The organism is Burkholderia sp. BKH01 (genome assembly GCF_025685725.1).
GTDB classification, from domain to species: domain Bacteria; phylum Pseudomonadota; class Gammaproteobacteria; order Burkholderiales; family Burkholderiaceae; genus Burkholderia; species Burkholderia pyrrocinia_C.
Genome location: NZ_JAOTQT010000020.1, coordinates 68,151 through 90,354, shown reverse-complemented (window position 1 = coordinate 90,354; position 22,204 = coordinate 68,151). Strand labels below are relative to the sequence as shown.

Annotated in this window: 21 protein-coding genes; 8 read left to right on the top strand and 13 right to left on the bottom strand. The window is 67.6% G+C overall.

Going from position 1 to position 22,204, the window contains the following annotated elements:
- The first annotated feature begins 262 nt into the window (after positions 1-262).
- Complete coding sequence (locus tag OEJ37_RS25220) at positions 263-532, top strand: hypothetical protein (protein WP_174421688.1); 270 nt, start codon at positions 263-265, stop codon at positions 530-532.
- Positions 533-684: 152 nt separating this feature from the next.
- Positions 685-1,680 carry a DedA family protein/thiosulfate sulfurtransferase GlpE gene (locus OEJ37_RS25215; RefSeq protein ID WP_263346652.1) on the top strand — a complete coding sequence of 332 codons (996 nt, stop codon included), beginning with the start codon at positions 685-687 and terminating at the stop codon, positions 1,678-1,680.
- A 55-nt stretch (positions 1,681-1,735) separates the two neighbouring features.
- Here the strand turns inward: OEJ37_RS25215 and OEJ37_RS25210 are convergent, their stop codons facing one another.
- From OEJ37_RS25210 to OEJ37_RS25180, 7 genes are all read right to left on the bottom strand, one after another.
- Positions 1,736-3,208: an OprD family outer membrane porin gene (locus OEJ37_RS25210; protein ID WP_175942997.1), complete on the bottom strand. Its 1,473-nt coding sequence runs from the start codon at positions 3,206-3,208 to the stop codon at positions 1,736-1,738.
- 166 nt (positions 3,209-3,374) lie between these two features.
- A complete protein-coding gene (locus OEJ37_RS25205; protein WP_174421685.1) occupies positions 3,375-4,394 on the bottom strand; it encodes an ABC transporter ATP-binding protein in 1,020 nt (339 codons plus the stop codon).
- Positions 4,391-5,383, bottom strand: a complete 993-nt coding sequence (locus OEJ37_RS25200; RefSeq protein ID WP_263346649.1) for an ABC transporter ATP-binding protein — start codon at positions 5,381-5,383, stop codon at positions 4,391-4,393. Before OEJ37_RS25200 ends, OEJ37_RS25205 begins: the two co-directional genes overlap by 4 nt.
- 1 nt (position 5,384) lies before the next feature.
- On the bottom strand, positions 5,385-6,287 hold the full coding sequence (locus OEJ37_RS25195; RefSeq protein ID WP_174421683.1) for an ABC transporter permease: 903 nt from the start codon (positions 6,285-6,287) through the stop codon (positions 5,385-5,387).
- Positions 6,288-6,300: 13 nt separating this feature from the next.
- On the bottom strand, positions 6,301-7,239 hold the full coding sequence (locus tag OEJ37_RS25190; protein WP_152857583.1) for an ABC transporter permease subunit: 939 nt from the start codon (positions 7,237-7,239) through the stop codon (positions 6,301-6,303).
- 11 nt (positions 7,240-7,250) lie between these two features.
- Positions 7,251-8,864: a peptide ABC transporter substrate-binding protein gene (locus tag OEJ37_RS25185; protein WP_263346646.1), complete on the bottom strand. Its 1,614-nt coding sequence runs from the start codon at positions 8,862-8,864 to the stop codon at positions 7,251-7,253.
- 179 nt (positions 8,865-9,043) lie between these two features.
- Positions 9,044-9,625 (bottom strand): cupin domain-containing protein, encoded by a 582-nt coding sequence (locus tag OEJ37_RS25180; RefSeq protein ID WP_034181602.1) that lies wholly within the window; start codon positions 9,623-9,625, stop codon positions 9,044-9,046.
- Between the two features lie 499 nt (positions 9,626-10,124).
- On the opposite strand from OEJ37_RS25180, the gene OEJ37_RS25175 reads away from it, so the two are divergent.
- A complete protein-coding gene (locus OEJ37_RS25175; protein ID WP_175917152.1) occupies positions 10,125-11,645 on the top strand; it encodes a peptide MFS transporter in 1,521 nt (506 codons plus the stop codon).
- Positions 11,646-11,762: 117 nt separating this feature from the next.
- Positions 11,763-11,969: a hypothetical protein gene (locus OEJ37_RS25170; protein WP_174421680.1), complete on the top strand. Its 207-nt coding sequence runs from the start codon at positions 11,763-11,765 to the stop codon at positions 11,967-11,969.
- 34 nt (positions 11,970-12,003) lie between these two features.
- On the opposite strand, the gene OEJ37_RS25165 is transcribed toward OEJ37_RS25170, so the two are convergent.
- From OEJ37_RS25165 to OEJ37_RS25155, 3 genes are all read right to left on the bottom strand, one after another.
- On the bottom strand, positions 12,004-13,128 hold the full coding sequence (locus OEJ37_RS25165) for an OpgC domain-containing protein (protein WP_263346642.1): 1,125 nt from the start codon (positions 13,126-13,128) through the stop codon (positions 12,004-12,006).
- Positions 13,129-13,536: 408 nt separating this feature from the next.
- On the bottom strand, positions 13,537-14,436 hold the full coding sequence (rarD, locus tag OEJ37_RS25160; RefSeq protein WP_174421898.1) for an EamA family transporter RarD: 900 nt from the start codon (positions 14,434-14,436) through the stop codon (positions 13,537-13,539).
- Between the two features lie 16 nt (positions 14,437-14,452).
- Positions 14,453-14,749 carry an acylphosphatase gene (locus tag OEJ37_RS25155; RefSeq protein ID WP_152857577.1) on the bottom strand — a complete coding sequence of 99 codons (297 nt, stop codon included), beginning with the start codon at positions 14,747-14,749 and terminating at the stop codon, positions 14,453-14,455.
- A gap of 204 nt (positions 14,750-14,953) precedes the next feature.
- Between OEJ37_RS25155 and hpnA the strand changes: the two genes are divergently transcribed.
- Together hpnA and OEJ37_RS25145 are read left to right on the top strand one after the other, a co-directional pair.
- Positions 14,954-15,961, top strand: coding sequence for a hopanoid-associated sugar epimerase (hpnA, locus tag OEJ37_RS25150; RefSeq protein ID WP_072440028.1), 1,008 nt, complete (start codon positions 14,954-14,956; stop codon positions 15,959-15,961).
- Between the two features lie 108 nt (positions 15,962-16,069).
- Positions 16,070-17,461, top strand: a complete 1,392-nt coding sequence (locus OEJ37_RS25145; RefSeq protein WP_263346636.1) for a phage tail protein — start codon at positions 16,070-16,072, stop codon at positions 17,459-17,461.
- Between the two features lie 123 nt (positions 17,462-17,584).
- On the opposite strand, the gene OEJ37_RS25140 is transcribed toward OEJ37_RS25145, so the two are convergent.
- Positions 17,585-18,772 (bottom strand): glycosyltransferase, encoded by a 1,188-nt coding sequence (locus OEJ37_RS25140; RefSeq protein ID WP_263346634.1) that lies wholly within the window; start codon positions 18,770-18,772, stop codon positions 17,585-17,587.
- A gap of 396 nt (positions 18,773-19,168) precedes the next feature.
- Here OEJ37_RS25140 and ispH point away from each other — a divergent pair, with 396 nt between their 5' ends.
- Positions 19,169-20,110 (top strand): 4-hydroxy-3-methylbut-2-enyl diphosphate reductase, encoded by a 942-nt coding sequence (ispH, locus tag OEJ37_RS25135; RefSeq protein WP_034181594.1) that lies wholly within the window; start codon positions 19,169-19,171, stop codon positions 20,108-20,110.
- Between the two features lie 12 nt (positions 20,111-20,122).
- Positions 20,123-21,283, top strand: a complete 1,161-nt coding sequence (gene hpnH / locus OEJ37_RS25130) for an adenosyl-hopene transferase HpnH (protein ID WP_034181593.1) — start codon at positions 20,123-20,125, stop codon at positions 21,281-21,283.
- A 217-nt stretch (positions 21,284-21,500) separates the two neighbouring features.
- On the opposite strand, the gene OEJ37_RS25125 is transcribed toward hpnH, so the two are convergent.
- On the bottom strand, positions 21,501-21,989 hold the full coding sequence (locus OEJ37_RS25125) for a hypothetical protein (protein ID WP_174421901.1): 489 nt from the start codon (positions 21,987-21,989) through the stop codon (positions 21,501-21,503).
- Complete coding sequence (locus OEJ37_RS25120; protein WP_263346630.1) at positions 21,986-22,198, bottom strand: hypothetical protein; 213 nt, start codon at positions 22,196-22,198, stop codon at positions 21,986-21,988. The genes OEJ37_RS25125 and OEJ37_RS25120 overlap by 4 nt, the downstream gene beginning before the upstream one ends.
- Positions 22,199-22,204 lie beyond the last annotated feature (6 nt).

Sequence of the window (22,204 nt, the reverse complement as noted above, 5' to 3'; positions counted from 1 at the left end):
ACGGCGACGCGCGTTGCACCGCGTGTCGCCGCCCGCGCCGACGCGGCCGCGAACGCCGGTCAGGCGCCGGCCGCGGCCGCGCCCGATCCGGCTGAAACGCCCGCCCGGCGCGGCTCAAACATCAGAGGGATCGATGGTGCCCCCTCATTTCGCCACCGCGAAAATGCTCCGTGTTGCGGCCCGTTCGCGTTAAACTGCGACAAGCTGTATTCAACAAACGCATCTTCGCCGTTACGGCACCCACGACACGAGGATAGGTTCGATGCGCACAACCGGCTCATCCGGGGCAATGACCCTGCTCACCGAACACGACGCGACCGACGGCCGCCAACTGCGTTCGCTCCGGCTCGAAGCAACCGGCGACGGCAAGAGCGTGTTGCTGATCGAGATCGACGAACGCAAGCCCGGCATCCATCGCGAGGTCCGCTACGAGATCACGCCGGCCGAACTGATCGCGGCGATCCGCTCGCACGGCGCCGAGCTGCCCGGCGAAAACCACGGCGCCGCGTCGCTCGCCCGTACTTCCTCCTGATCTCTCACGGTGAGCCGCGCGCAACGCGCTGGCTCACCGCGCCCGCTGCCGCCGTCAGGCGCTTTGCGTCATTCCCGCCACTGTCTTGAAAATGGCCGATAATCGGTCCATCTGCGTTTTCTGCCCACGCATCCCCTTTTCGGCCAGCCGTCATGCTCCTCCGTGACCTCGTCGCCCAGTACGGGCCGCTTCTCGTGTTCGCCAACGTGCTCGCGGCGGCCATCGGCCTGCCGGTGCCCGCGATGCCGACGCTCGTGCTGTTCGGCGCGATGTCCGCGATGCATCCGGCGATGATCGGCTCGCAGCTCGTGACGGTGGTCGCGCTGTCGGTGCTCGGCGCGCTGATCGGCGACACCGTCTGGTATGTCGCCGGGAGGCGTTACGGCGGCACGACGCTGAAGACGATCTGCCGGCTGTCGCTGTCGCGCGATTCCTGCGTGAGAAAGACCGAGCGCTTCTTCGGCCGCTACGGCGTGCGCGTGCTCGCCGTCGCGCGCTTCATTCCCGGGCTGTCGCTCGTGTCGGTGCCGATGGCCGGCGCGCTCGGCACGCGCTATCGCACGTTCGCCGGCTACGACGCGCTCGGCGCCGCGCTGTGGACGATCGTCGGACTCGTGGCCGGGCTGGTGTTCTACCGGCAGATCGACTGGCTGTTCGCCGGCGCGAGCCACCTCGGCCGCGCGGTGCTGCTGGTCATCGTCGCGCTGCTGGCGATCTATGCGGCCGTGCGCTGGATGCGCCGCCGCGCGCTGATCCGCCAGCTCGCGAACGCACGGATCGGCGTCGACGAACTCGACCTGCTGCTGCGCGACGCCACCGCGCCGGTGGTGCTCGACGTGCGCTCGCCCGAGCACCGCAAGCTCGACCCGTTCACGATTCCCGGTGCGCAGTTCGCCGACGAGCGGCAGATCGGCGACATCGTCGCGCGCTATCCGCTCACGCAGAAGTTCGTCGTGTTCTGCTCGTGCCCGAACGAAGTGACGGCCGCGCTGATGGCGAAACGCCTGCTCGACGCAGGCTTCAACGATGCGCTCGCGCTGCGCGGCGGCCTCGACGCATGGCGCGATACGGGCCGCCAGCTCACGTCGCTCGCGGAAGAGGTGCCCGCCGCGAACGATCCGGTCGCGGGGTTGCACAAGCCGGCCTGATCGCTCTGCTCGCAGGCCGGCCGTGCGATGCGGGGGGCCGTGCGCCCCCCTTCGATCAGAACGCGTGCAGCGGCAGGTTCACGACCAGGCGATACTCGCGGTTGGTCGCGTCCGAGTAGTGTGCCGAACCGTTGTGCCACATCGCGATGAACGTGACCTTCGTGTCCTTCAGCTTGCCGCTCTGGAACGTGTACGACGGGATGAAGCCGAACTCGTGGTGACGGCCCTGCACCGGCGCGCCGTTGCTCCAGTAGATGCTCGACTTGCTCGGGTCGTTCGCCGCTCCCGCGCTGCCGTCCGCACCCCAGCCCGTCACGCCCCAGACCATCGCCTTGAAGCCCGGCAGGCCCGCTTCCTTGCCATAGAACGTGTAACGCAGCTGCAGCGACTTTTCATGCGGCGCGTTGTAGTCGACGTCCATCGAGTTGGTCAGGAAGATGCCGTTCGTTTCGTTCAGGTAATCGAAGAACTGGTCGCCGAGCACCTGCTGGAAGCCGAGCAGCAGCTCGTGCGGGCCGTGCTGCGCGGCCACCGACAGGCTGTATGCGTTGTTGTCGATCTTGCCCTGCAGCGCATCGCCCGTATCGTGCGTCGAGTAGACGTTGCCGAAGCCCGTCCACTTGATCGTCTGCGGGCTGCCGATGCTGTGCTTCACCGACGCGTAGTACTGGTGCCACACGTCGTCGGCCTGGTTCGCGTACAGCGCGACTTCACCGTTCGGCGAGTAATCCCACGTGCCGCCGACATACGACAGGCGATTGATGCGCGTGCCGCCGTATTGCGTCGTCAGGTTGGTGAGCGTCGTATGACCGCGCGCGTCGGTCTTCGTGAAGCTGCCGGCCTCGAGCATCACGTTCTTGAATTCATTGCTGACGATCGTCGCGCCGAGGAACGTCGGCGGCAGCGCACGGTTGTCGTGCTGCTCCATGAACGGGTTGTCGACGGCCTGCAGACCGTACTTGACCACCGTGTTCGAGATGCGCGCCTTGATGTCGTAGATGCCCGGGTAGGCCCACGCGAGCTGGTTGCCGCCGCCGCCGCCCTTCGCGATGTGCACCATGCTGCCGGCGCCCTGGCCGCCGTCGAGCTTCAGTGCCGCATACAGCGACGCGTCGAAGCCGATACCGATCAGGCCGGTCGTATAACCCGACTCGAAGTTCGCCATCGCACCCTGGACCCACGCGTGGCGATGCGGCCCGCCCTTGCTGTCGAGCACGTCCGAATAGTTGCGGAACAGGAAGTCGAGATGGCTGTCGGCAATGAAGCCCTTCGACTTCGACTGGGCCGACGGCTCGTCGGGCGGCGTGACGGCCTGCGTCGCTTCGGCGTTGATGACGGCGTTCGGGGTCGTTGCCTGCGCAACTGTCGTGCCCGTACCGGCAGCCGGCGCGGCCTGCGCGACCGTCAGCGGCGCGGGGGCCGCGTCGTCGGCGTGTGCGACGCCCGTCAGCGAGACGCCGGCGAGTGCCGGCAGTCCCCATGCAAGCAGCATCTTCGATGCCGTCCCGATCGTCTTCTGTTTCTTCATCGTGATTCTCGTCTTGTGTTGATATCGTCCACGCCGGTTGCGATCCGCTCCCGGCCCCCCGGCGTGCCCGGCTAAGGACGCGCCTGTACCCCGCGACGCGAAGATCGTTCGCGCCGCACCTGCCCCTGTTGACCAGCCTTGGTTTTGTTTGCCGAGCTACTTCAAATCACGCCGCGCCCGCACGAATGCACGCGACACGCGCCGCCGACCCCTGCCGCACTTCCGGCAGCGGCACGTCCTGCGCGCACGCGTCGATCGCGACCGGGCAGCGCGTGCGAAACGCGCAGCCGGACGGCGGGTTGAGCGGCGAGGGCATCTCGCCCGCCAGCAGCATCGGACGGCGAGCACGCTCGCGCGCCGGCTCCGGCGTCGGCGCCGCATCGAGCAGCGCCTTCGTGTACGGGTGCTGCGGCACGCCGTACACGTCATGCCGCGTGCCGAACTCCATCACGCGGCCGAGATACATCACGAGCACGCGCTGGCTGATCGCCTTGACCACAGCCAGATCGTGCGCGACGAACAGATAGGACAGCGACAGGTCGCGCTGCAGGTCGCGCAGCAGGTTCACGATCTGCGCCTGGATCGACACGTCGAGCGCCGACACGGGTTCGTCGCAGATCACGAGCTTCGGCTCGCTGATCAGCGCGCGTGCGATTCCGACGCGCTGGCACTGCCCGCCGGAGAATTCATGGGGATAACGCAGCAGGTGATGCGCGTTCAGGCCGACGCGTTCGAGCATCGCGACCACGCGGCGGCGCACCTCGGTGCGGCCGAGGCCGGCGTGGTGCGTGACGAGCGGCTCGGCGACGACCTGCTCGATCGTCATGCGCGGATCGAGCGATGCGAGCGGATCCTGGAAGATCATCTGCACTTCGCGCCGCATCGCGGTGCCGCGCAGGTGATCGGGCGCGACGGCTTCGCCGCGCCATTTCACGGTGCCGGCCGTCATCGGCACGAGGCCGATCAGCGCGCGCGCGAGCGTCGACTTCCCGCAGCCCGACTCGCCGACGAGCCCGACCGTCTCGCCGCGCTTCACGTCGAACGACACGCCGTCGACCGCCCGCAGCGTGCCCTTCGGCGACCACGGATAGCCGCCGAGCGGCACGCGAAAATGCACCTTCAGATCGTCGACGGACAGCAGCGTGTCGTCCGTCGCGCCCGCATTGCGGCGTTCATTGACGCTCATCGCAGACCTCCCGCCAGATCGGCCACCGGGCGGTGGCACGCGCGCACCGCGCCCGCGGCGCCATAAGTTTCGAGCGCGGGCCGCGCGGCGCCGCAGCGTTCTTCCGCATACGTGCAGCGCTTCGCGAACGCGCAGCCGGCCGGCGCGGTGCCGGGCATCGGCGGATTGCCGGGAATCGCGACGAGCGGCGCATCGTGCGCGTCGGTCAAGCGCGGCAGCGCATTGAGCAGGCCGATCGTGTACGGATGCGACGGCGCCGCGAAGATCGAATCGGCCGGCGCGTATTCGACGGTGCGGCCGGCATACATGACCATCACGTCGTCCGCGAGGCCCGCGACCACGCCCATGTCGTGCGTGATCAGCACGATCGCGGTGCCGCGCTCGCGGTTCAGCTCGCGCAGCAGGTCGATGATCTGCGCCTGCACGGTCACGTCGAGCGCGGTGGTCGGCTCGTCGGCGATCAGGATTTCCGGCTCGGACAAGAGCGCCATCGCGATCATCACGCGCTGGCGCATGCCGCCCGAGAACTCGTGCGGATACATGCGGATGCGCCGCGCCGCATCGGGAATGCGCACCGATTCGAGCGCCTCGATCGCGCGCTTGGTCGCTTCCTTGCGCGACAGCTTGCGATGCAGTTGCAGCGTCTCGGTCATCTGCCGCTCGATCGTCAGGAACGGATTGAGCGACGTCATCGGATCCTGGAAGATCATCGCGATCCGGTCGCCGCGCACCTTGTTCAGTGCGCGCGTATCCATCTCGAGCAGGTTGTCGCCGCGATAGCGCGCGGTGCCGGTCGTCGTGCCGTTGCCGGCCAGCAGGCCGAGCAGCGCCATCACGGTCTGGCTCTTGCCCGAGCCCGATTCGCCGACGATGCCGAGCGTCTTGCCGGCTTCGACCGAGAACGACACGCCGTTCACGGCGTCGATCGGCGGCGCGTCCTTGCGCGTGAAGCGCACGCCGAGGTTGTCGACTTCGAGTAATGCACCCATTTCAGCGATCCTTCGGGTCGAGCGCGTCACGCAGGCCGTCGCCAACGAAGTTCACGCAGTAGAGCGTCACGCACAGCATGACGGCCGGGGCCAGCAGCAGCCACGGCATCGATTCCAGTTTCTGCGCGCCGTCCTGGATCAGCACGCCCCAGCTCGTCATCGGTTCCTGCACGCCGAGGCCGAGGAACGACAGCACCGATTCGGTCAGCACGATGTTCGGCACCGATACAGTTGCGTACACAACGACAACGCCGAGCAGGTTCGGCACGACGTGGCGCAGCACGATCGACGTCGGCGTCACGCCGATCGCGCGCGCGGCATCGACGAACTCGCGGTTGCGCAGCGACAGCGTCTGGCCGCGCACGACGCGCGCCATGTCGATCCACGAGAACGCACTGATGGTCAGCACGACCAGCATGAACGAGCGGCCGAACAGGGTCATCATCAGGATCGCGATCAGCAGGTACGGGATCGCGTACATCATGTCGACGATACGCATCATCACGGAGTCGATGCGGCCGCCCGCGAAGCCCGCGGTCGCGCCCCACGCGACGCCGAACAGGCCCGACACGAGCGTGCCGAGCACGCCGACCTCGATCGACACGCGGCCGCCGATCAGCGTGCGCACCAGCAGGTCGCGGCCGAGCTCGTCGGTGCCCAACCAGTGCTGGTTCGCGAGCGTCGGCGGCAGGCTGATCGAGCCCCAGTCGCTTGCGGCGGGATCGGCCGCGAGCACCCACGGGCCGACGAAACACGCAAGCGTGATAAGCGCGAGCAGCACGAGGCTGAACACGGCCGCGCGGTTGTGAAGGAAGCGCGCCATCGCGAGCGCGAGCGGCGAGCGCGAACGCGGCGGCGAGTCGGTCTGCACGGGCAGGCCGACGACGGGAGTAGTCGGAGTCATCGCTGTGCCTCGCTCAATAACGGATGCGCGGATCGAGCCACGCATACGCGAGGTCGACCAGCAGGTTGAACAGCACCGCGCAGACGGTCGTCAGCACGACGAGGCCGAGCACCAGCGTGTAGTCGCGGTTGATCGCTCCGTTCACGACGAGCTGCCCGAGCCCCGGCAGCGCGAACACCGATTCGGTGACGACGGCCGCCGTGATCGACGTGATGCAGACCGTGCCGAACAGCGACACGACCGGCATCAGCGCGGGCTTCAGCGCGTGACGCAGCACGATCGTCGAGCCCGGCAGGCCCTTCGCGCGCGCGGTGCGGATGAAGTTGCTCGACAGCGTCTCGATCATCGAGCCGCGCATCACGCGCGCGAGCAGCGACACGTTGATGAAGGTCAGCAGCACGATCGGCAGCAGCCGGTACTGCCAGCCGCCGTCGCCCCAGCCGCCCGCCGGCAGCCAGCCGTTGCCGGCCGAGGTTTTCAGCAGGATCGCGAAGATCCACACGAGCACGGGGCCGAGCACGAACGGCGGCACGACGTTGCCGAAGTTGCCGATCAGCATCACGAAGCGGTCGATCGCGCTGTCGCGGCGCACGGCCGCGACGGTGCCGAGCAGCACGCCGAACACGATAGAGACCGGGATCGACACGCCGCCCACGCCGAGGCTCACGGGCAGCGCCTTCTTCACGAGGTCGTTCACCGACCAGTCGACGTAGCGGAACGACGGACCGAGGTCGCCCTGCAGCAGCGAACCGAGATACATCAAGTACTGCTTCCACAGCGGCTGGTCGAGGTGGTACTTCGCGTTCAGGTTCGCAAGCGTCGCGGCGGAAAGCTGCTTCTCCGTATCGAACGGGCCGCCGGGCGTGAAATGCAGCAGCAGGTAGCAGACAGTGATGACCGCGAGGATCGTCGGCACCGCCCACAACGTGCGCCTCAAAGCGTAGGCCAGCATGATCGCTCCGCTCAGTGCTTGATCAGGTACATGTCCTGCGAAGCACGCATGTCGATCACGTTCTTCAGCGAATAGCCGCCCACATAGGGCTTCACGAGACGGTCGGCCGAGTACTGGAACAGCGGCACCATCGGCGTGTCGTTCAGCGCGAGGTCGTGTGCCTGCGTGAGCAGCGCGGCACGCGCCTTGTCGTCGAGCTTCTGGTTGCCTTCGTCGACGAGTGCATCGGCCTGCTTGTTGCAGTAGCCGACGGTGTTCTGTGCACTGCCGCAGCGCAGCAGGTCGAAGAACGTCATCGCGTCGTTGTAGTCGGCGAACCAGCCGTCGCGCGCGATCTGCACCTTGCCGTCATGCCGCTCCTTCATCAGCACCTTGAACTCGACGTTCTCGAGCTTGGTATTGACGCCGAGCTTCGTGCGCCATTCCGATGCGGCGAACAGCGCGACCTTCTTGTGCAGGTCGTTGGTGTTGTAGGTCAGCGTGAACGACAGCGGCTTCGCATCCGAGTAGCCGGCCTGTTTCAGCAGGTTCTTCGCGGTGTCGACGCGCTTGGCCATCGGCCACGACGCCCAGTCCGGCGTGAACGGCTGCACGCCCTTCGTGCCGTTCGGCATCAGCCCGTACATCGGCTTCTCGCCGGCCTGCGTGAGCTTCGAGGTCAGCACCTCGCGATCGAGCACCATCGACAGCGCCTGGCGCACGCGCTTGTCCTTCAGCGCCGGATCGTTGTTGTTCAGGTAGTAGTAGTACGTCGCGAGCTGCAGGCCCTGGCGCAGTTCGCCGCCGAACTGCTTGCTGACCTGCTGGAAGATCCCCGACGGAATCGAGTAGCTGTAGTCGATCTGGCCGGCCTGGTACATGCGCATCGCGGTCTCGTCGCTCTCGATCGGCAGGTACGTGACCTTGTTGATCACGACCTTCGGCGCATTCCAGTACTTCGCGTCCTTCGCGATCACGATGCGGTTGTTCGGCTGCCAGTCGACCAGCTGGAACGGGCCGTTGCTGACGATGTTCCCCGGGCGCGTCCACGCGTCGCCGAGCTTCGTCACCGTGTCCTTGTTCACCGGTGCGAGCGGCACCATCGCGGTCAGCTCCGGGAAGAACGCGACGGGCACGTCGGTCGTCACCTCGAGCGTGTACGGGTCGACGGCGCGCACGCCGAGCGTCGACGGCGCGGCCTTGCCGGCAATGATGTCCTTCGAGTTCTTCACGAATTCGACGAGGATCGTGTATTTCGAGCCCGTCTTCGGATCGACGAGGCGCTGCCATGCATAGACGAAATCGGCGGCCGTCACCGGCTGGCCGTTGCTCCACTTCGCGTCGTGGCGAAGCTTGAAGATCCACGTCTGCGGCGTCTTGCGTTCCCACGACAGCGCGACGCCCGGCACGATCTGGCCGGCCGCATCGATGCGGGCGAGCCCTTCGAACAGGTCGAGGCCGATCGTGTTGCCGGTCCACGATTCGATGTGCGCGGGGTCGAGCGACTCGACTTCGGCGGGCACCTGTCGCGTCAGGTCCTGCTGAGGAGCGAGCGCGACGTTCGACGGGACGTTAACGGCGTGGGCGACGGGCGTCGTCAGGGCGAGCGCGGCCAGCACGGCCGACATGGCATGCAAGGATTTCATCGTGGCAGTCTTGAGAAAGTGGGTTCGGTGAGCGTCGCGCGGCGAATGCCGCGGCTTACGCGTGAGACGCTGACGGGTGCAGCGATTGAGGAGGCCCGTGATTCCCGAATTTCATCTTAGTATTCCTTACGTTTCTTTCGACAGGCATCCCGTCTTGGAAACGAAGGAATACCTGTGCGTTAGAACAGCCTCGGTGTACCGACCCAGACCACCACCGACTCGATCTTCGCGGTGTTGACCCAACTGTGCGGGACCGTCGACTGATAGTGCGAACTGTCGCCGGCCTGCAGGACGAACGTCTTGCCTTCCAGCGTCAGAGACACTTCCCCTTCAATCACATACAGGAACTCCTCTCCTGCATGTGTCGTCACCTCCGACCGCTTCTGCCCCGGCGGCAACCTCACGAGGATCGCCTCGAGCTGTCGCCCTTCGGATACGTTCGTCAGCCGCGCAAACAGGTTCGCGGAATCGGCAAACCCGAAGAAGCGCAACTGCTCGCCTCGGCAGACCGAGCGTTCCTCGCTCGGCGTATCCACGAAGTACTGCACCGTCACACCGAGCGCGTGCGCGATACCGGCCAGCGACGTCAGTGACGGCGACGCGAGCCCGCGCTCGACTTGAGACAGAAACGGCTTCGAAATCCCCGCAGCAGTAGCGGTGTCGTCGAGCGTGCGCTTGAGTCGTTGGCGCAACGCGCGAATCTTGCTGCCCAGTACGGCGGCAGCGTCTGCTGACCGCGAGTTTTCAGTGGGGGGAACCATAGCAGGCCGAAAAGTAGTCGTCAAAAAATGTTTGATGGAAAATAACTAAGTTAGATCGATATAGCTTAGTCTTCGGGTTCGCACACGTCTTCGGTATTGAGCCCGGTGCACTAAACAGGACACGAAGCGAGCGAAACGACGCGCTATCTTGCCAGACTCGCCGGCTTCACAGGCAAGCTGCAAGCGGCTCTCCGGGAATCTTGGGAGGGCCGGCGGAGAGGTTTACAAATAGATGACGAGACGAATCTTCCTGAAAGCTGCTGCCACATCGGGAATTTCCCTAAGTGGCGCATACCTGACGCACCGGACCGGCAAACGTTACCATTCGCGCGCCGGTCGAGGTCCTTCCCCGCCCCACGAGGCGGAGTCCGACCCCGGCCCGGGCTAACCGCCCGACTGTTCCATCGCCTGCACAAGACCTACCCGGCCCATTGTGCATCGGCGCCAGTTCGACCCCAAGACGACGCGTGATCCGTGCCGTCCGTTTCAACAGAGATTGATGATGCATTCACCTGTTTCACAAACCCGATCGTTCACGACGGTCTTCCTCATCGAAATGTGGGAGCGCTTCGGCTACTACGGCATGGCCGCGCTCCTGGTCCTCTTCATGGTCGACCGGCTCGGTTTCACCGACAGCCATGCGAACCTGACCTGGGGTGCGTTCACCGCGCTCGTCTATGCGGCGCCGTCGATCGGCGGCTGGATCGGCGACAAGGTGCTCGGCGCCCGTCGCACGATGATCATCGGCGCGGCCGTGCTGTGCACCGGCTACCTGATGCTCGCGGTACCGAACGATCACCTGACGTACATGTATGCGTCGCTCGGCGTGATCGTGGTCGGCAACGGCCTGTTCAAGGCCAACGCGGCGAACCTCGTGCGCCGCATCTATGAAGGCGACGATGCGCGCATCGACAGCGCGTTCACGATCTACTACATGGCGGTCAACATCGGCTCGACGGTGTCGATGCTCGCGACGCCGTGGATCAAGGATCACTGGGGCTGGCACGCCGCGTTCGCGGTCTGCTGCGGCGGCATGCTGCTCGCGATCCTCAACTTCATGCTGATGCACCGCACGCTCGCGCACGTCGGCTCGCAGCCCGACGAACAGCCGATCCGCTGGAAGCGCCTCGGCGCGGTCGCGGCCGGCGGCGTCGCGCTCGCGCTGATCACGCTGTACGTGCTGCAGCACAAGCAGCTCGCGGTCGCCAGCGTGTGGACGGCAGCGTTCGCGATCCTCGCGATCTTCGCGTACATGATCGCGAAGTCGGAGCGCTCGGAACGCGCGGGCCTGATCGCGGCGCTCGTGCTGATCGGCCAGGTGATCCTGTTCTTCATCTTCTACGTGCAGATGTCGACGTCGCTGACGCTGTTCGCGCTGCGCAACGTCGATCCGCGCTTCATCCTGTTCGGCACGACGCTGTTCACGTGGAGCGCCGCGCAGTTCCAGGCGCTGAACCCGATCTGGATCATGCTGCTGAGCCCGGTGCTCGTGTGGGTCTACAACGCAGTCGCGAAGGGCGGCCGCGACCTGCCGGTCGCCGCGAAGTACGCGCTCGGCTTCGGCGCGGTCGCCGCGGGCTACCTGGTGTTCACGATCAGCGGCCGCTACGCGGTCGACGGCCGCGTGTCGTCGTGGTTCATGGTGTGGGGCTACGGCCTCTACTCGCTCGGCGAACTGCTGGTGAGCGGCCTCGGCCTCGCGATGATCGCCCGCTACGTGCCGGCGCGCATGAGCGGCTTCATGATGGGTGCGTATTTCGTCGCGACGGGCGTGTCGCAGTATCTCGGCAGCGTCGTCGCGAACTTCGCGCAGATGCCGTCGCACGAGCTGCCGGCCACCGAATCGCTGCCGCTCTATCTTTCGCTGTTCGAGAAGCTCGGCTGGCTCGCCGCGATCGGCATGCTGCTCGCGCTGCTGCTGCTGCCGCTGATGAACCGCCTGTCGCGCCAGCATCAGCGCTGCGCGGAAGAGCGTCGCGAGGAAGCGCGGCAGGCGCAGGGCGTCGCCGCGGCCCAGTAAGTACTATCCCTTGGCGTGCGGCATGCACGCCACATTCCCCTGCCGGTTGCGCGATCGCGTCCTACACTGGTGAAAACGCATCCGATCCGTCGCGATGCGCACTGGCGGGAGAAGATCATGAAAAGCAAGACCACGCGGCTGCTGAGGATACTGTCGGACATCCGGCACGCTCAGCGCTGCACCGCGATACGCGCCGCCCGAGCCGCGGCCGAAGCCGACGCGGTACTCGCGGAGCACGACGACCCGGCGCCGGACGAACGCGACGACGCCGAATCCGACGAAGCAACCGCCGTTCCCCGCTCCCGTATCGGCTCACCTCACTGACGCCGCACGGCACGTTCCGTGCCGCACGCGCCGCTCACGCGGCCGCACCGCGCCACCGCGCGATCCACGTTCCCGAACCGGCCACGGCCATCATCAGCCCGAGTGCGCATCCGTCGGCCACGAGTCCCACGCCGACATGCCGCAGATCGGCGCTGTGCGCGACCGGGTGCAGCAGCGCATCGATGACGAGCGAGATCGCCGCGCCCGCGACGAAGCAGATCAGCCCGCGCTGGCCGATCGCGACGACGGGCCGCACGCCCTGCGCGATCCGCGCGATCCAGCCGTAGCGCACGCAATCGGCCATCAGCCACGCGACGGCCGCGAAGCTCACGACGCGCGGCAGCGCGAGATCGCGCTTGAACACGCCTTCGGGCAGCGGTAGCCCCGAGAACAGCTTGTAGCTCGCGCAACCGAGCACGACCGCGCACGCGACGCCGGTCGCCGCGGCGCCCCATCGCCCGAGCGCGATGCGCCGGTAGAACGGCTGGCAGCGCGCGAGCACGCCGGCGACGAACATCAGTTGCCATGCGAACGGGTTGAAGCTCCAGCGGAAGCCGTCGGTATCCAGCAGCTCGGGGCCGAGCCAGCCCGCCGCCAGCCACGACGCGACGCCGAGCGCGACCAGCAGCCACGGATGGCGGCGCGCGAACGGCACGAACACCGGCGACGCGAGCGCGAACAACACGTACATCGGCAGCACCGACGCGAGATACGGCTGGCGCTGGAACGTCAGCAATTCGGCGAGGCCCGTGAGCGGCGACGCGAGCATCACGCCGACGTCGTCGAGCGCGAGGTTCGGCGCATCGATCCCGTAGTGATCGAGCACGGCCGACACGACGAGCATCAGCGTCGACGTCGCGAGAAACGCGCGGTAGATCTGCATCGCGCGGCGCACGAACCGGCGCTGCGCGGCGCGCGCGCCCTGCCGTTCGACGATCGTACCGTACGCGCTCGCGGTCGCGAAGCCGCCGAGAAAGACGAACACCTCGGCCGCGTCGCACAGCGCGAACGCATGCAGCGTCACGCGTGACAGCACGCTCGCGCTGATGTGATCGACGACGATCATCAACAGCACGAGCCCGCGGAAGAAATCGACTTCGATCAGGCGGCCGCCGCGCGACGGCTGGACCGCGGCGGAAGGCTGCATGCTCAACGACATGAGCGCACCTGCGCAACGGCGGCGCGACAGGCGCCGGGGAATGGATCGGGAAGGAGAAGGCGAGCGCGATCAGCGGCGATGCGCGTATGCCCGCATCGCGCCAACCCGGCCGGCCAGGCGCGGACATGACCGTTCATTGGAAAGCTGCATACGTAGGGAAGTCGGTCAGGCCAGTCTAATGGCCGATCCGGGGAGACCCTAAGTAACAAAGTGCAACCGAATCTTCTGTTCGATTACAGGCGCGAGGCTGGCGAAATGAAGCAGGCAGCGTTGCCGGATTCACGCCAGCGCGACGCCAGTTTGCGGTCAGCATCGATGCGTTCGACCGCGGTTCGAGCGTCGAGCGATACGCGATGCGCGGCACGTTCCGTGCGGCCGCCGCACCACGATCGGGATCGAGATCGATGCTTATCCGCGCGCAGGCAAGCGCCGCATCAGCATTGCGCTGTGCCACGCGGTCAGCGCCACGGCGACCCAGATCGGCCCGTATGTCGCAAGCTCCGCGACGCTCAGTGTCTCGCCGAGCAGCAGCAGCGACACCGCGACGAGCAGCACGGGCTCGACGTAGCCGAGTATCCCGAACAGCGCCATCGGCAGCATCCGGCTCGCCTTCAGGTAGCTCGCGAGCGCGAGCGTGCTGAGCACGCCGAGCCCCGGCAGCAGCGTGGCCCACAGCACCGGATGGCTCGCGACGCGCGTCGTGCTCGCCGCGACCATCGCGAACGCGACGGGGCACAACAGCACGATCTCGACCGCGAACGCGGCGAGCGAATCCGCGTTGATCCGGCGGCGCAGCACGAAATACGGCGGATAGCCGAGCGCGACGACGAGCGTCGGCCACGCGAACGCGCGCGTCGCCCACAGTTCGTGCGCGACGCCGAGCGCGGCGCACGCAACCGCCGCCCATTGCAGCGGGTCGAGGCGTTCGTGATAGTAGAAGCGGCCGACGAGCACCATCGTCAGCGGCAGCAGGAAATAGCCGAGCGACACCTCGAGCATGCGGCCGTGCAGCGGCGCCCACAGGAACAGCCACAACTGCAGGCCGAGCAGCGCCGCGCTCGCGGGCAGCGCGATCAGCAAACGCCAGTCGCGCACGCTGCGCCGCGCGAGGTCGGCGAGCGCGGGCCAGCGGCCGCGCAACGCGATCAGCGCGAGCGCGCCCGGCGCGGTCCACAACACGCGCCACGCGAAGATGTCGAGCCCCGTGAGCGGCGCGAGCAGTTTCGCGTAAACCGACATCAGCGCGAACAGCGTCGATGCCATCACCGACAGCAAGAGGCCGCGCCCGGCTTCCGGATACCCCGTCATGGTTGTTCTGTGCCGGTTACTGCTGCTGGAAACGGTCGAAGCGCCTTTCGGTCCGGCGTTCCTCGAACGTCACCTCGGTCACGCGCGCGGCCGGCGGCCCGTGGCGCAACCACGCGAGCATCCGGTCGATCTGCGCGCCGGGGCCCTGGATCATCGCCTCGACGCTGCCGTCCTCGAGATTCGCGACCCAGCCGCGCAGCTTCAGCGCATGCGCCTCGCGCACCGTCGCATGACGGAAGCCGACGCCCTGCACGACGCCGCGCACCCGCACGTAGTAGGTCTCGATCCGTTCGTCCAGTTCATTGCGGCTCATCGCGTCGCCCTCCCGTTGCATTCAAGCCCGGCATTGTAGTCGCGTCGGCCGCTTCGTACACGCGTGCGGCGGCCCGGCCGCGCGCCGCCACGGAAGCACGGCCCGCCGGTGCGCCGGCGTTGCGTCGCCGCGCGCGCCGACCACGTACAATCTCGCCGACGCTCAACCGCCGCGCCGCTCGCGCGCGGCCCTTGAAGGAAACGCATGACTGATACCTCCCGCGATCTCGTTCTCGTCACCGGCGCGTCCGGTTTCGTCGGCTCGGCCGTCGCGCGCATTGCGCAGCAGAAAGGCTTTGCGGTGCGCGTGCTCGTGCGCCCGACCAGCCCGCGCACGAACGTCGCGGATCTCGACGCCGAGATCGTCACCGGCGACATGCGCGACGAGGCGTCGATGCGAGCCGCGCTGCGCGGCGTGCGCTACCTGCTGCACGTGGCGGCCGACTACCGGCTGTGGGCGCCCGATCCCGACGAGATCGAGCGCGCGAACCTCGAAGGCGCGGTCGCGACGATGCGCGCGGCCCGCGCCGAAGGCGTCGAGCGAATCGTCTACACGAGCAGCGTCGCGACGCTGAAGGTCACGAGCGCGGGCGACCCGTCCGACGAAAACCGGCCGCTCACGCCCGAGCAGGCGATCGGCGTCTACAAGCGCAGCAAGGTGCTCGCGGAACGCGCGGTCGAGCGGATGATCGCCGACGAAGGGCTGCCGGCCGTGATCGTCAATCCGTCGACGCCGATCGGCCCGCGCGACGTGAAGCCGACGCCGACCGGCCGCATCATCGTCGAGGCCGCGCTCGGCAAGATTCCCGCGTTCGTCGACACGGGGCTGAACCTCGTGCACGTCGACGACGTCGCGCACGGCCATTTCCTCGCGCTCGAGCGCGGCCGGATCGGCGAGCGCTACATCCTCGGCGGCGAGAACCTGCCGCTGCAGCAGATGCTGGCCGACATCGCGCAGATGACGGGCCGCAAGGCGCCGACGATCGCGCTGCCGCGCTGGCCGCTGTACCCGCTCGCGGTCGGCGCCGAAGCAGTCGCGAAATTCACGAAGAAGGAGCCGTTCGTCACCGTGGACGGGCTGCGGATGTCGAAGAACAAGATGTATTTCACATCCGCGAAGGCCGAGCGCGAGCTCGGCTACCGCGCGCGCCCGTACCGCGAAGGGCTGCGCGATGCGCTCGACTGGTTCGGCTCGGCGGGGTACCTGAAATAACACAAAGCGGCGCGCCTCGCGCCGCCTTGCGCACTTTGTTACACGTCGCGCACGGACCGGCACCGGCGCAGCGGGTAAAATCGCGGGTCTTACGCAGAGAAGACACGCATGAACCTGAACGATCAGATCGATTCGCTCAACGCGGGCGTCGATCAGCTCCTCCACGATCACCACGCCGCGCAGCAAGCGGCCCGCAGCGCGGAAGCCTTCGCGCGCGCCGCAGCGGCGGAAGCCCAGGCCGCGGCGCAACGTCACGCCGCCGCGGAAACCGAAGCGCAGGCCGCCGCGCAGCGCCACACGGCGGCGGCAGCCGAGGCCGAAGCCGCGCAGCAGCGCCACGCGGAAGCCACCGCCGCCGCCGAAGCCGCCGCCCACCGTCATACGGATGCCACCGCGCAAGCCGAAGCCGCCGTGCAGCGCCATACGGAAGCCACCGCACGGACCGAAGCGCTCGCGCAACGTCACGCGGATGCGGAAGCCGCATCGCAACGTCACGCTTCGGCGATCGCCGAAGCGGAGGCCGCCGCGCAACGCCATGACGCCGCCGCGACCGAAGCCGAGGCTGCTGCGCAGCGCCATGCGGCAGCGACCGCCGAAGCCGAGGCCGCCGCGAAGCGTCACGCGCAAGCGACCGCCGAAGCCGAAGCGGCCACGCAGCGCCACACGGCCGCGATCGCCGAGGCCGAAGCGCTCGCGCAGCGTCATACGGAAGCGATCGCCGAGGCGCAGGCCGCCGCGCAACGTCATGCCGACGCGACCGCCGAGGCGCAAGCCGTCGCGCAGCGTCACGCCGACGCGATCGCGCAAGCCGAAGCCGCCGCGCAACGCCACGCCGACGCCACCGCGCAGGCCGATGCCGTCACTCAGCGCCATGCCGAAGCGATCGCGCAGGCCGAAGCCGCCGCGCAGCACCACGCGAAGGCCATCGCCGACGCCGAGGCGCTGGTCGAGGCCGTCGTCAAGGAAGCCGCGACGAACGCGGTTGCCGCCCCGGCCGTTGCCGCCGAAACCGTCGAACCGGCACCGGCAGGCACGCCGGCAGCGGAACCGGCTGTGAACGCATCCGCGCCGGCTGCAGCCGATGCGGCGGCCGACGCCGGAACCGCGATCGTTGCGCCGGCGCAAGCCGAAGCCGCGACTGAAACCGAGGCCGAAGCAGCCGCCAACCCGGCCGACAAAGCGACGCTGCACGTGGCGCGTCCGTCGCAGCACGAACTCACGCTGACCATCAACGGCGAATCGATCACGCTGCATCCTGAGCAACTCGGTCAGTTGATCGAGGAACTCGCGCATGCGCGCGCGTCGATGCAGCCGGAGCCGCCGCCCGGCATCCCGGCCGGCTGGCGTTTCGTGACGACGAAGAACCCGATGATGGCCGTGCAGAAGCAGTCGAACGGCGACCGGCTGCTGGTCGCCCGCCACACCGGCTACGGCTGGGTGCCGTTCACGTTCTCGCCGGACGTCGTGGTCCAGATGTACATGATGCTGACCCAGCGGTAAGCACCGGCAGGCAGCACCGCCGAAAACGACACAGCCCGACCGGTTTCCACCGATCGGGCTGTTTGCTTTCCGGCTGCCGGAACGGCAGCGTCACGGGCCGCGCGCCGGCGGCGCGCGAAACGCTCAGCGATCCACCGGCGCCTGCACGCGCGCCTTCCACTGGCCGCCCTTGCCACGCCAGTAGCGCCACGCGGACGCAAACGTCGCGCCGACATAGAACAGCGCGACGAGCGGCAGCGCGGGTGCCCACAGCGGCGAGCGCCGGTAGTAGCGCAGCATCGGCGCATACGCGGCGCACATCGACGCCCACGCGAGCCACGCCGGCCACGCGCGCGCGCCGTATGCGAGCGCCGCGACAGGCGGCACCAGATAGATGATCGCCATCCCGAGCAGCGTGCCGGCCAGCAGCAGCGGCGAATAGTGCAGTTGCGTGAACGCGGTGCGCGCGATCATGTTCCAGATGTCGCGCCAGCTGTCGTACGGGCGCAGCGACACGCTGCGGTCGGCCAGGTCGAGGCGGATCGGATGGCGGCCGCTGCCGCGATGCTTGATCTGCGCGGCGAGGCTGCAATCGTCGATCAGCGCGCCGCGGATCGACTCGATGCCGCCCGCTTCCTCCAGCGCCGTGCGCTTCACGAGCATGCAGCCGCCCGCGGCGCCGGCCGTTTTGTTGCGCGGGTTGTTGATCCACGAGAACGGGTAGAGCTTCGCGAAGAAGAACACGAACGCCGGGATCAACGCCTTTTCCCAGAACGAATCGCAGCGCAGCCGCACCATCAGCGACACGAGATCGCGGTTCTCGGCCTGCGCGCGCGTGACGAGCTGTGCGACGGCGTCGGGCGGGTGGCCGATGTCGGCATCCGTCAGCAGCAGGTAGTCGGCCGGCAGGCCGAGCGTCTGCACCGCGGCGATCCCCTGCGACTGCGCCCACACCTTGCCCGACCAGCCGGCCGGCAGCGGTTTCGCGGCCAGCACCGTCAGCCGGTCGGCGCGGTTGATCGCGAGCGCCGCCGCGCGGGCCGCGTCGGCGGTGCCGTCGTCGCTGTGGTCATCGACGATGATCAGATGAAAGTCGCCCGGATAATCCTGCTCGAGCAGCGAAGTCGCCGCGCGGGCGATCACGTCGGCCTCGTTGCGTGCCGGCACGACCGCGACGACGGCCGGCCAGCCGGCGTCGGCCGCCGCGCCGCGCGCGTCGGGCGGCAGCGGCCGCGCGGGCACCGCGCGCCAGAAGCCGCCGCGCGCGACGAGCAGCACGATCCAGATCATCAGCGACAGGCCGGACACCAGGAAAGCGATCGCCAGCATCATCGGCGCGCCTCCTGCCGGGCGCCGGCATTTTCAATCGGGGTCAGGAACAAAACGCCCGAAACCGCATGGGCGGCAGGGCAATACGCGTAAGAATCGACGGTCATCGAATGGCCTTGAAATGAGCGCGACGCCGGGCAGCCGGAGCGGGCGCCCGCGAAACCGCGTAGTTTACTGGGTTCCGCGCGCGCCAGCGCCGACGCGGCTCTCCCGCAATTGCAACACGGCCGACACGGCACCAGAGCAAGGACTGCCCGATAGGGTTAAAATGCGCGATTAATTCGGGGTTCCGGGGCCTGGCCTGGCCGGTTCGTTCCTGCCTTCATAACTTCAAGCCGGGGCGAGCGAGCAGTGCCAGCTCCTCGAACCCCGGCGTCTGTCGTCGGAGTTCGCTCACATATGCGAGTCATCCTTGCCCAGCCCCGCGGCTTTTGTGCGGGGGTTGTCCGTGCGATCGAGATCGTCGATCGCGCGCTGCAACAGCACGGCGCGCCGGTTTATGTGCGTCATGAAATCGTTCATAACCGGCATGTCGTCGAAAATCTGCGTAATAAAGGGGCACGATTCGTTGAGGAACTCGACGAGGTGCCGCACGGCGCTGTCGCGATCTTCAGCGCGCACGGTGTCGCCCAGACGGTCGAGCGCGACGCTGAAACGCGCGGGCTCGACGTGCTCGACGCGACCTGCCCGCTCGTCACGAAGGTGCACGTGCAGGGCCGCCAGTATGTCGCGGCGGGCCGCCGGCTGATCCTGATCGGCCACGCGGGCCACCCGGAAGTCGAGGGTACGATCGGCCAGATTCCGGCCGAGGTGATCCTCGTGCAGAGCGAAGCCGAAGTCGCGACGCTGACGCTGCCCGTCGATACGCCGGTCGCGTACATCACGCAGACCACGCTGTCGGTCGACGACACGCGCGGCATCATCGAAGCGCTGCAGCGCCGGTTCACCGACCTCGTCGGCCCGGACACGCGTGACATCTGCTACGCGACGCAAAATCGCCAGGCTGCCGTGCGCGAGCTGAGCGAACAGGTTGACGTGCTGCTCGTCGTCGGCGCGACGAACAGCTCGAACTCGAACCGCCTGCGCGAGATCGGCACCGAAAGCGGTGTGCCGAGCTATCTCGTCGCCGACGGCTCGGAAGTGAAAGCCGAATGGTTCGCGGGCGTGCAGACGGTCGGCCTGACCGCCGGCGCGTCGGCGCCCGAAGAGATGGTCGAGGATGTAATCGGCGCGCTGCGCGCGCTGGGGCCCGTCGATGTCGCGACGATGGCGGGCCGTGAGGAAAAAGTCGAATTCAAGCTGCCGGCGAAGCTCACGCAAGCTGTCGCCCGCGAAGTTTAAGGAGGACATCCCTTGTCTATTCCGCTGCTCCAGCAAGTCCGTGTCGGCGCATATATCGTGCGCCAGCACCTGTCCGGCAACAAACGCTATCCGCTCGCGCTGATGCTCGAGCCGCTGTTCCGCTGCAACCTCGCGTGCAACGGCTGCGGCAAGATCGATTATCCGGACCCGATCCTGAACCAGCGCCTGTCCGTCGAGGAATGCCTGCAGGCCGTCGACGAGTGCGGCGCGCCCGTCGTGTCGATCGCCGGCGGCGAACCGCTGCTCCACAAGGAGATGCCGGAAATCGTCAAGGGCATCATGAAGCGCAAGAAATTCGTGTACCTGTGCACGAACGCGCTGCTGATGGAAAAGAAGATGGACGACTACGCGCCGAGCCCGTATTTCGTCTGGTCGGTCCACCTCGACGGCGACCAGCAGGCGCACGATCACTCGGTGTCGCAGGAAGGCGTGTACGACAAGGCCGTCGCGGCGATCAAGGAAGCGAAGCGCCGCGGCTTCCGCGTGAACATCAACTGCACGCTGTTCAACGATGCGGTGCCCGAGCGCGTCGCGAAGTTCTTCGACACGCTGGGGCCGATCGGCGTCGACGGCATCACGGTGTCGCCGGGCTACGCGTACGAGCGCGCGCCGGATCAGCAGCACTTCCTGAACCGCGACAAGACGAAGAACCTGTTCCGCGAAATCCTGAAGCGCGGCGAAGGCGGCAAGCGCTGGTCGTTCAGCCAGTCGTCGCTGTTCCTCGACTTCCTGGCCGGCAACCAGACGTACAAGTGCACGCCGTGGGGCAACCCGGCGCGTACGGTGTTCGGCTGGCAGAAGCCGTGCTACCTGGTCGGCGAAGGTTACGTGAAGACCTTCAAGGAACTGATGGAAACGACCGAGTGGGACAACTACGGCGTCGGCAACTACGAGAAGTGCGCGGACTGCATGGTCCACTGCGGCTTCGAGGCAACGGCCGTGATGGACACGATCGCGCACCCGCTGAAGGCGCTGCGCGTGAGCACGAAGGGCATCAAGACCGACGGCCCGTTCGCACCGGACATCTCGATCGCGAAGCAGCGTCCGGCCGAGTACGTGTTCTCGCGCCACGTCGAGATCAAGCTCGAGGAAATCCAGCGCGCCGGCAAGGGCAAGCTGCAGAAGCCGGCGAAGCCGGCAACGGCGGCGTAAACGCGCCTCGCCTCGCGGGGGTCAAGCCTCCGCGCAGGCACAGCATGAATGAAGCGCCACGGAGTTCGCTCCGTGGCGCTTTTGTTTTGGGCCGCTGGATTTGCCCGCACCACGTTGCCGCGGCAGCCGTGCAATCGCCGACGTCGACGATTGCATCGGCCGCGCCGGTGCGGCCGGCCCTGTCTCCTCCATCCTCCCCGCGAAACCGATTGCGGCGCTACGCGGCCAGCGTTTCGGCCGCGTGCATGCGCATCTTCTCCGCCGCGCTCGCCACGAGCGCCGGCTGCCCGCTCGACGCGAACGTGCAGACATGACGCCACAGCTCGGCGAGCCGATGCCGCGTGAGCGTCGCGACGCAGGTGTCGTGCGCCGCGAGCACGCGCTCGAGCACCGCGCATTCGTCGTCGCGCAGCGCCCATGCGCCGCTTTGCGCCGCGCGCGCCACGCCCGCATCGAGCGCGCGCTCCGCGTCGACGCACAGGTCGATGTCCGCGCCCCCGCACACCGCATCGTCGATCGCCAGGAACACCAGATAGACGCTCGTGCGCAGCCGCATCAGCAGCGCCTCGTTGCCGTGCTCGCCGCGCAGCGCGACGAGCGCCATGTGGCATTTCAGCGAGATGTCGCGCACGTGCACGGGCGGCAGCGGCAGCAGCCATTCGCGGGTCAGCGGCACGTGGCGACGGTTTTTCCGGGTGGCCTTCATGATTCGCGCTCGCTTGCGGGAGCGTCGCTCACCGCGAAATCCGGCCACGCGATGCGGCACGCGACGCCGACGCGGCCTGCATCGCGGTTGCGCTTCGCCGCGCGCCGCGCGCCATGCGCATCGCCTCGCCGCTGCGTTGCCCGCCCATCCGGCAACCGGTGCGGCGCCGACGCGCGCACGACGTCGGCGAATCGGATCGGGCAAGCCATGCTCGT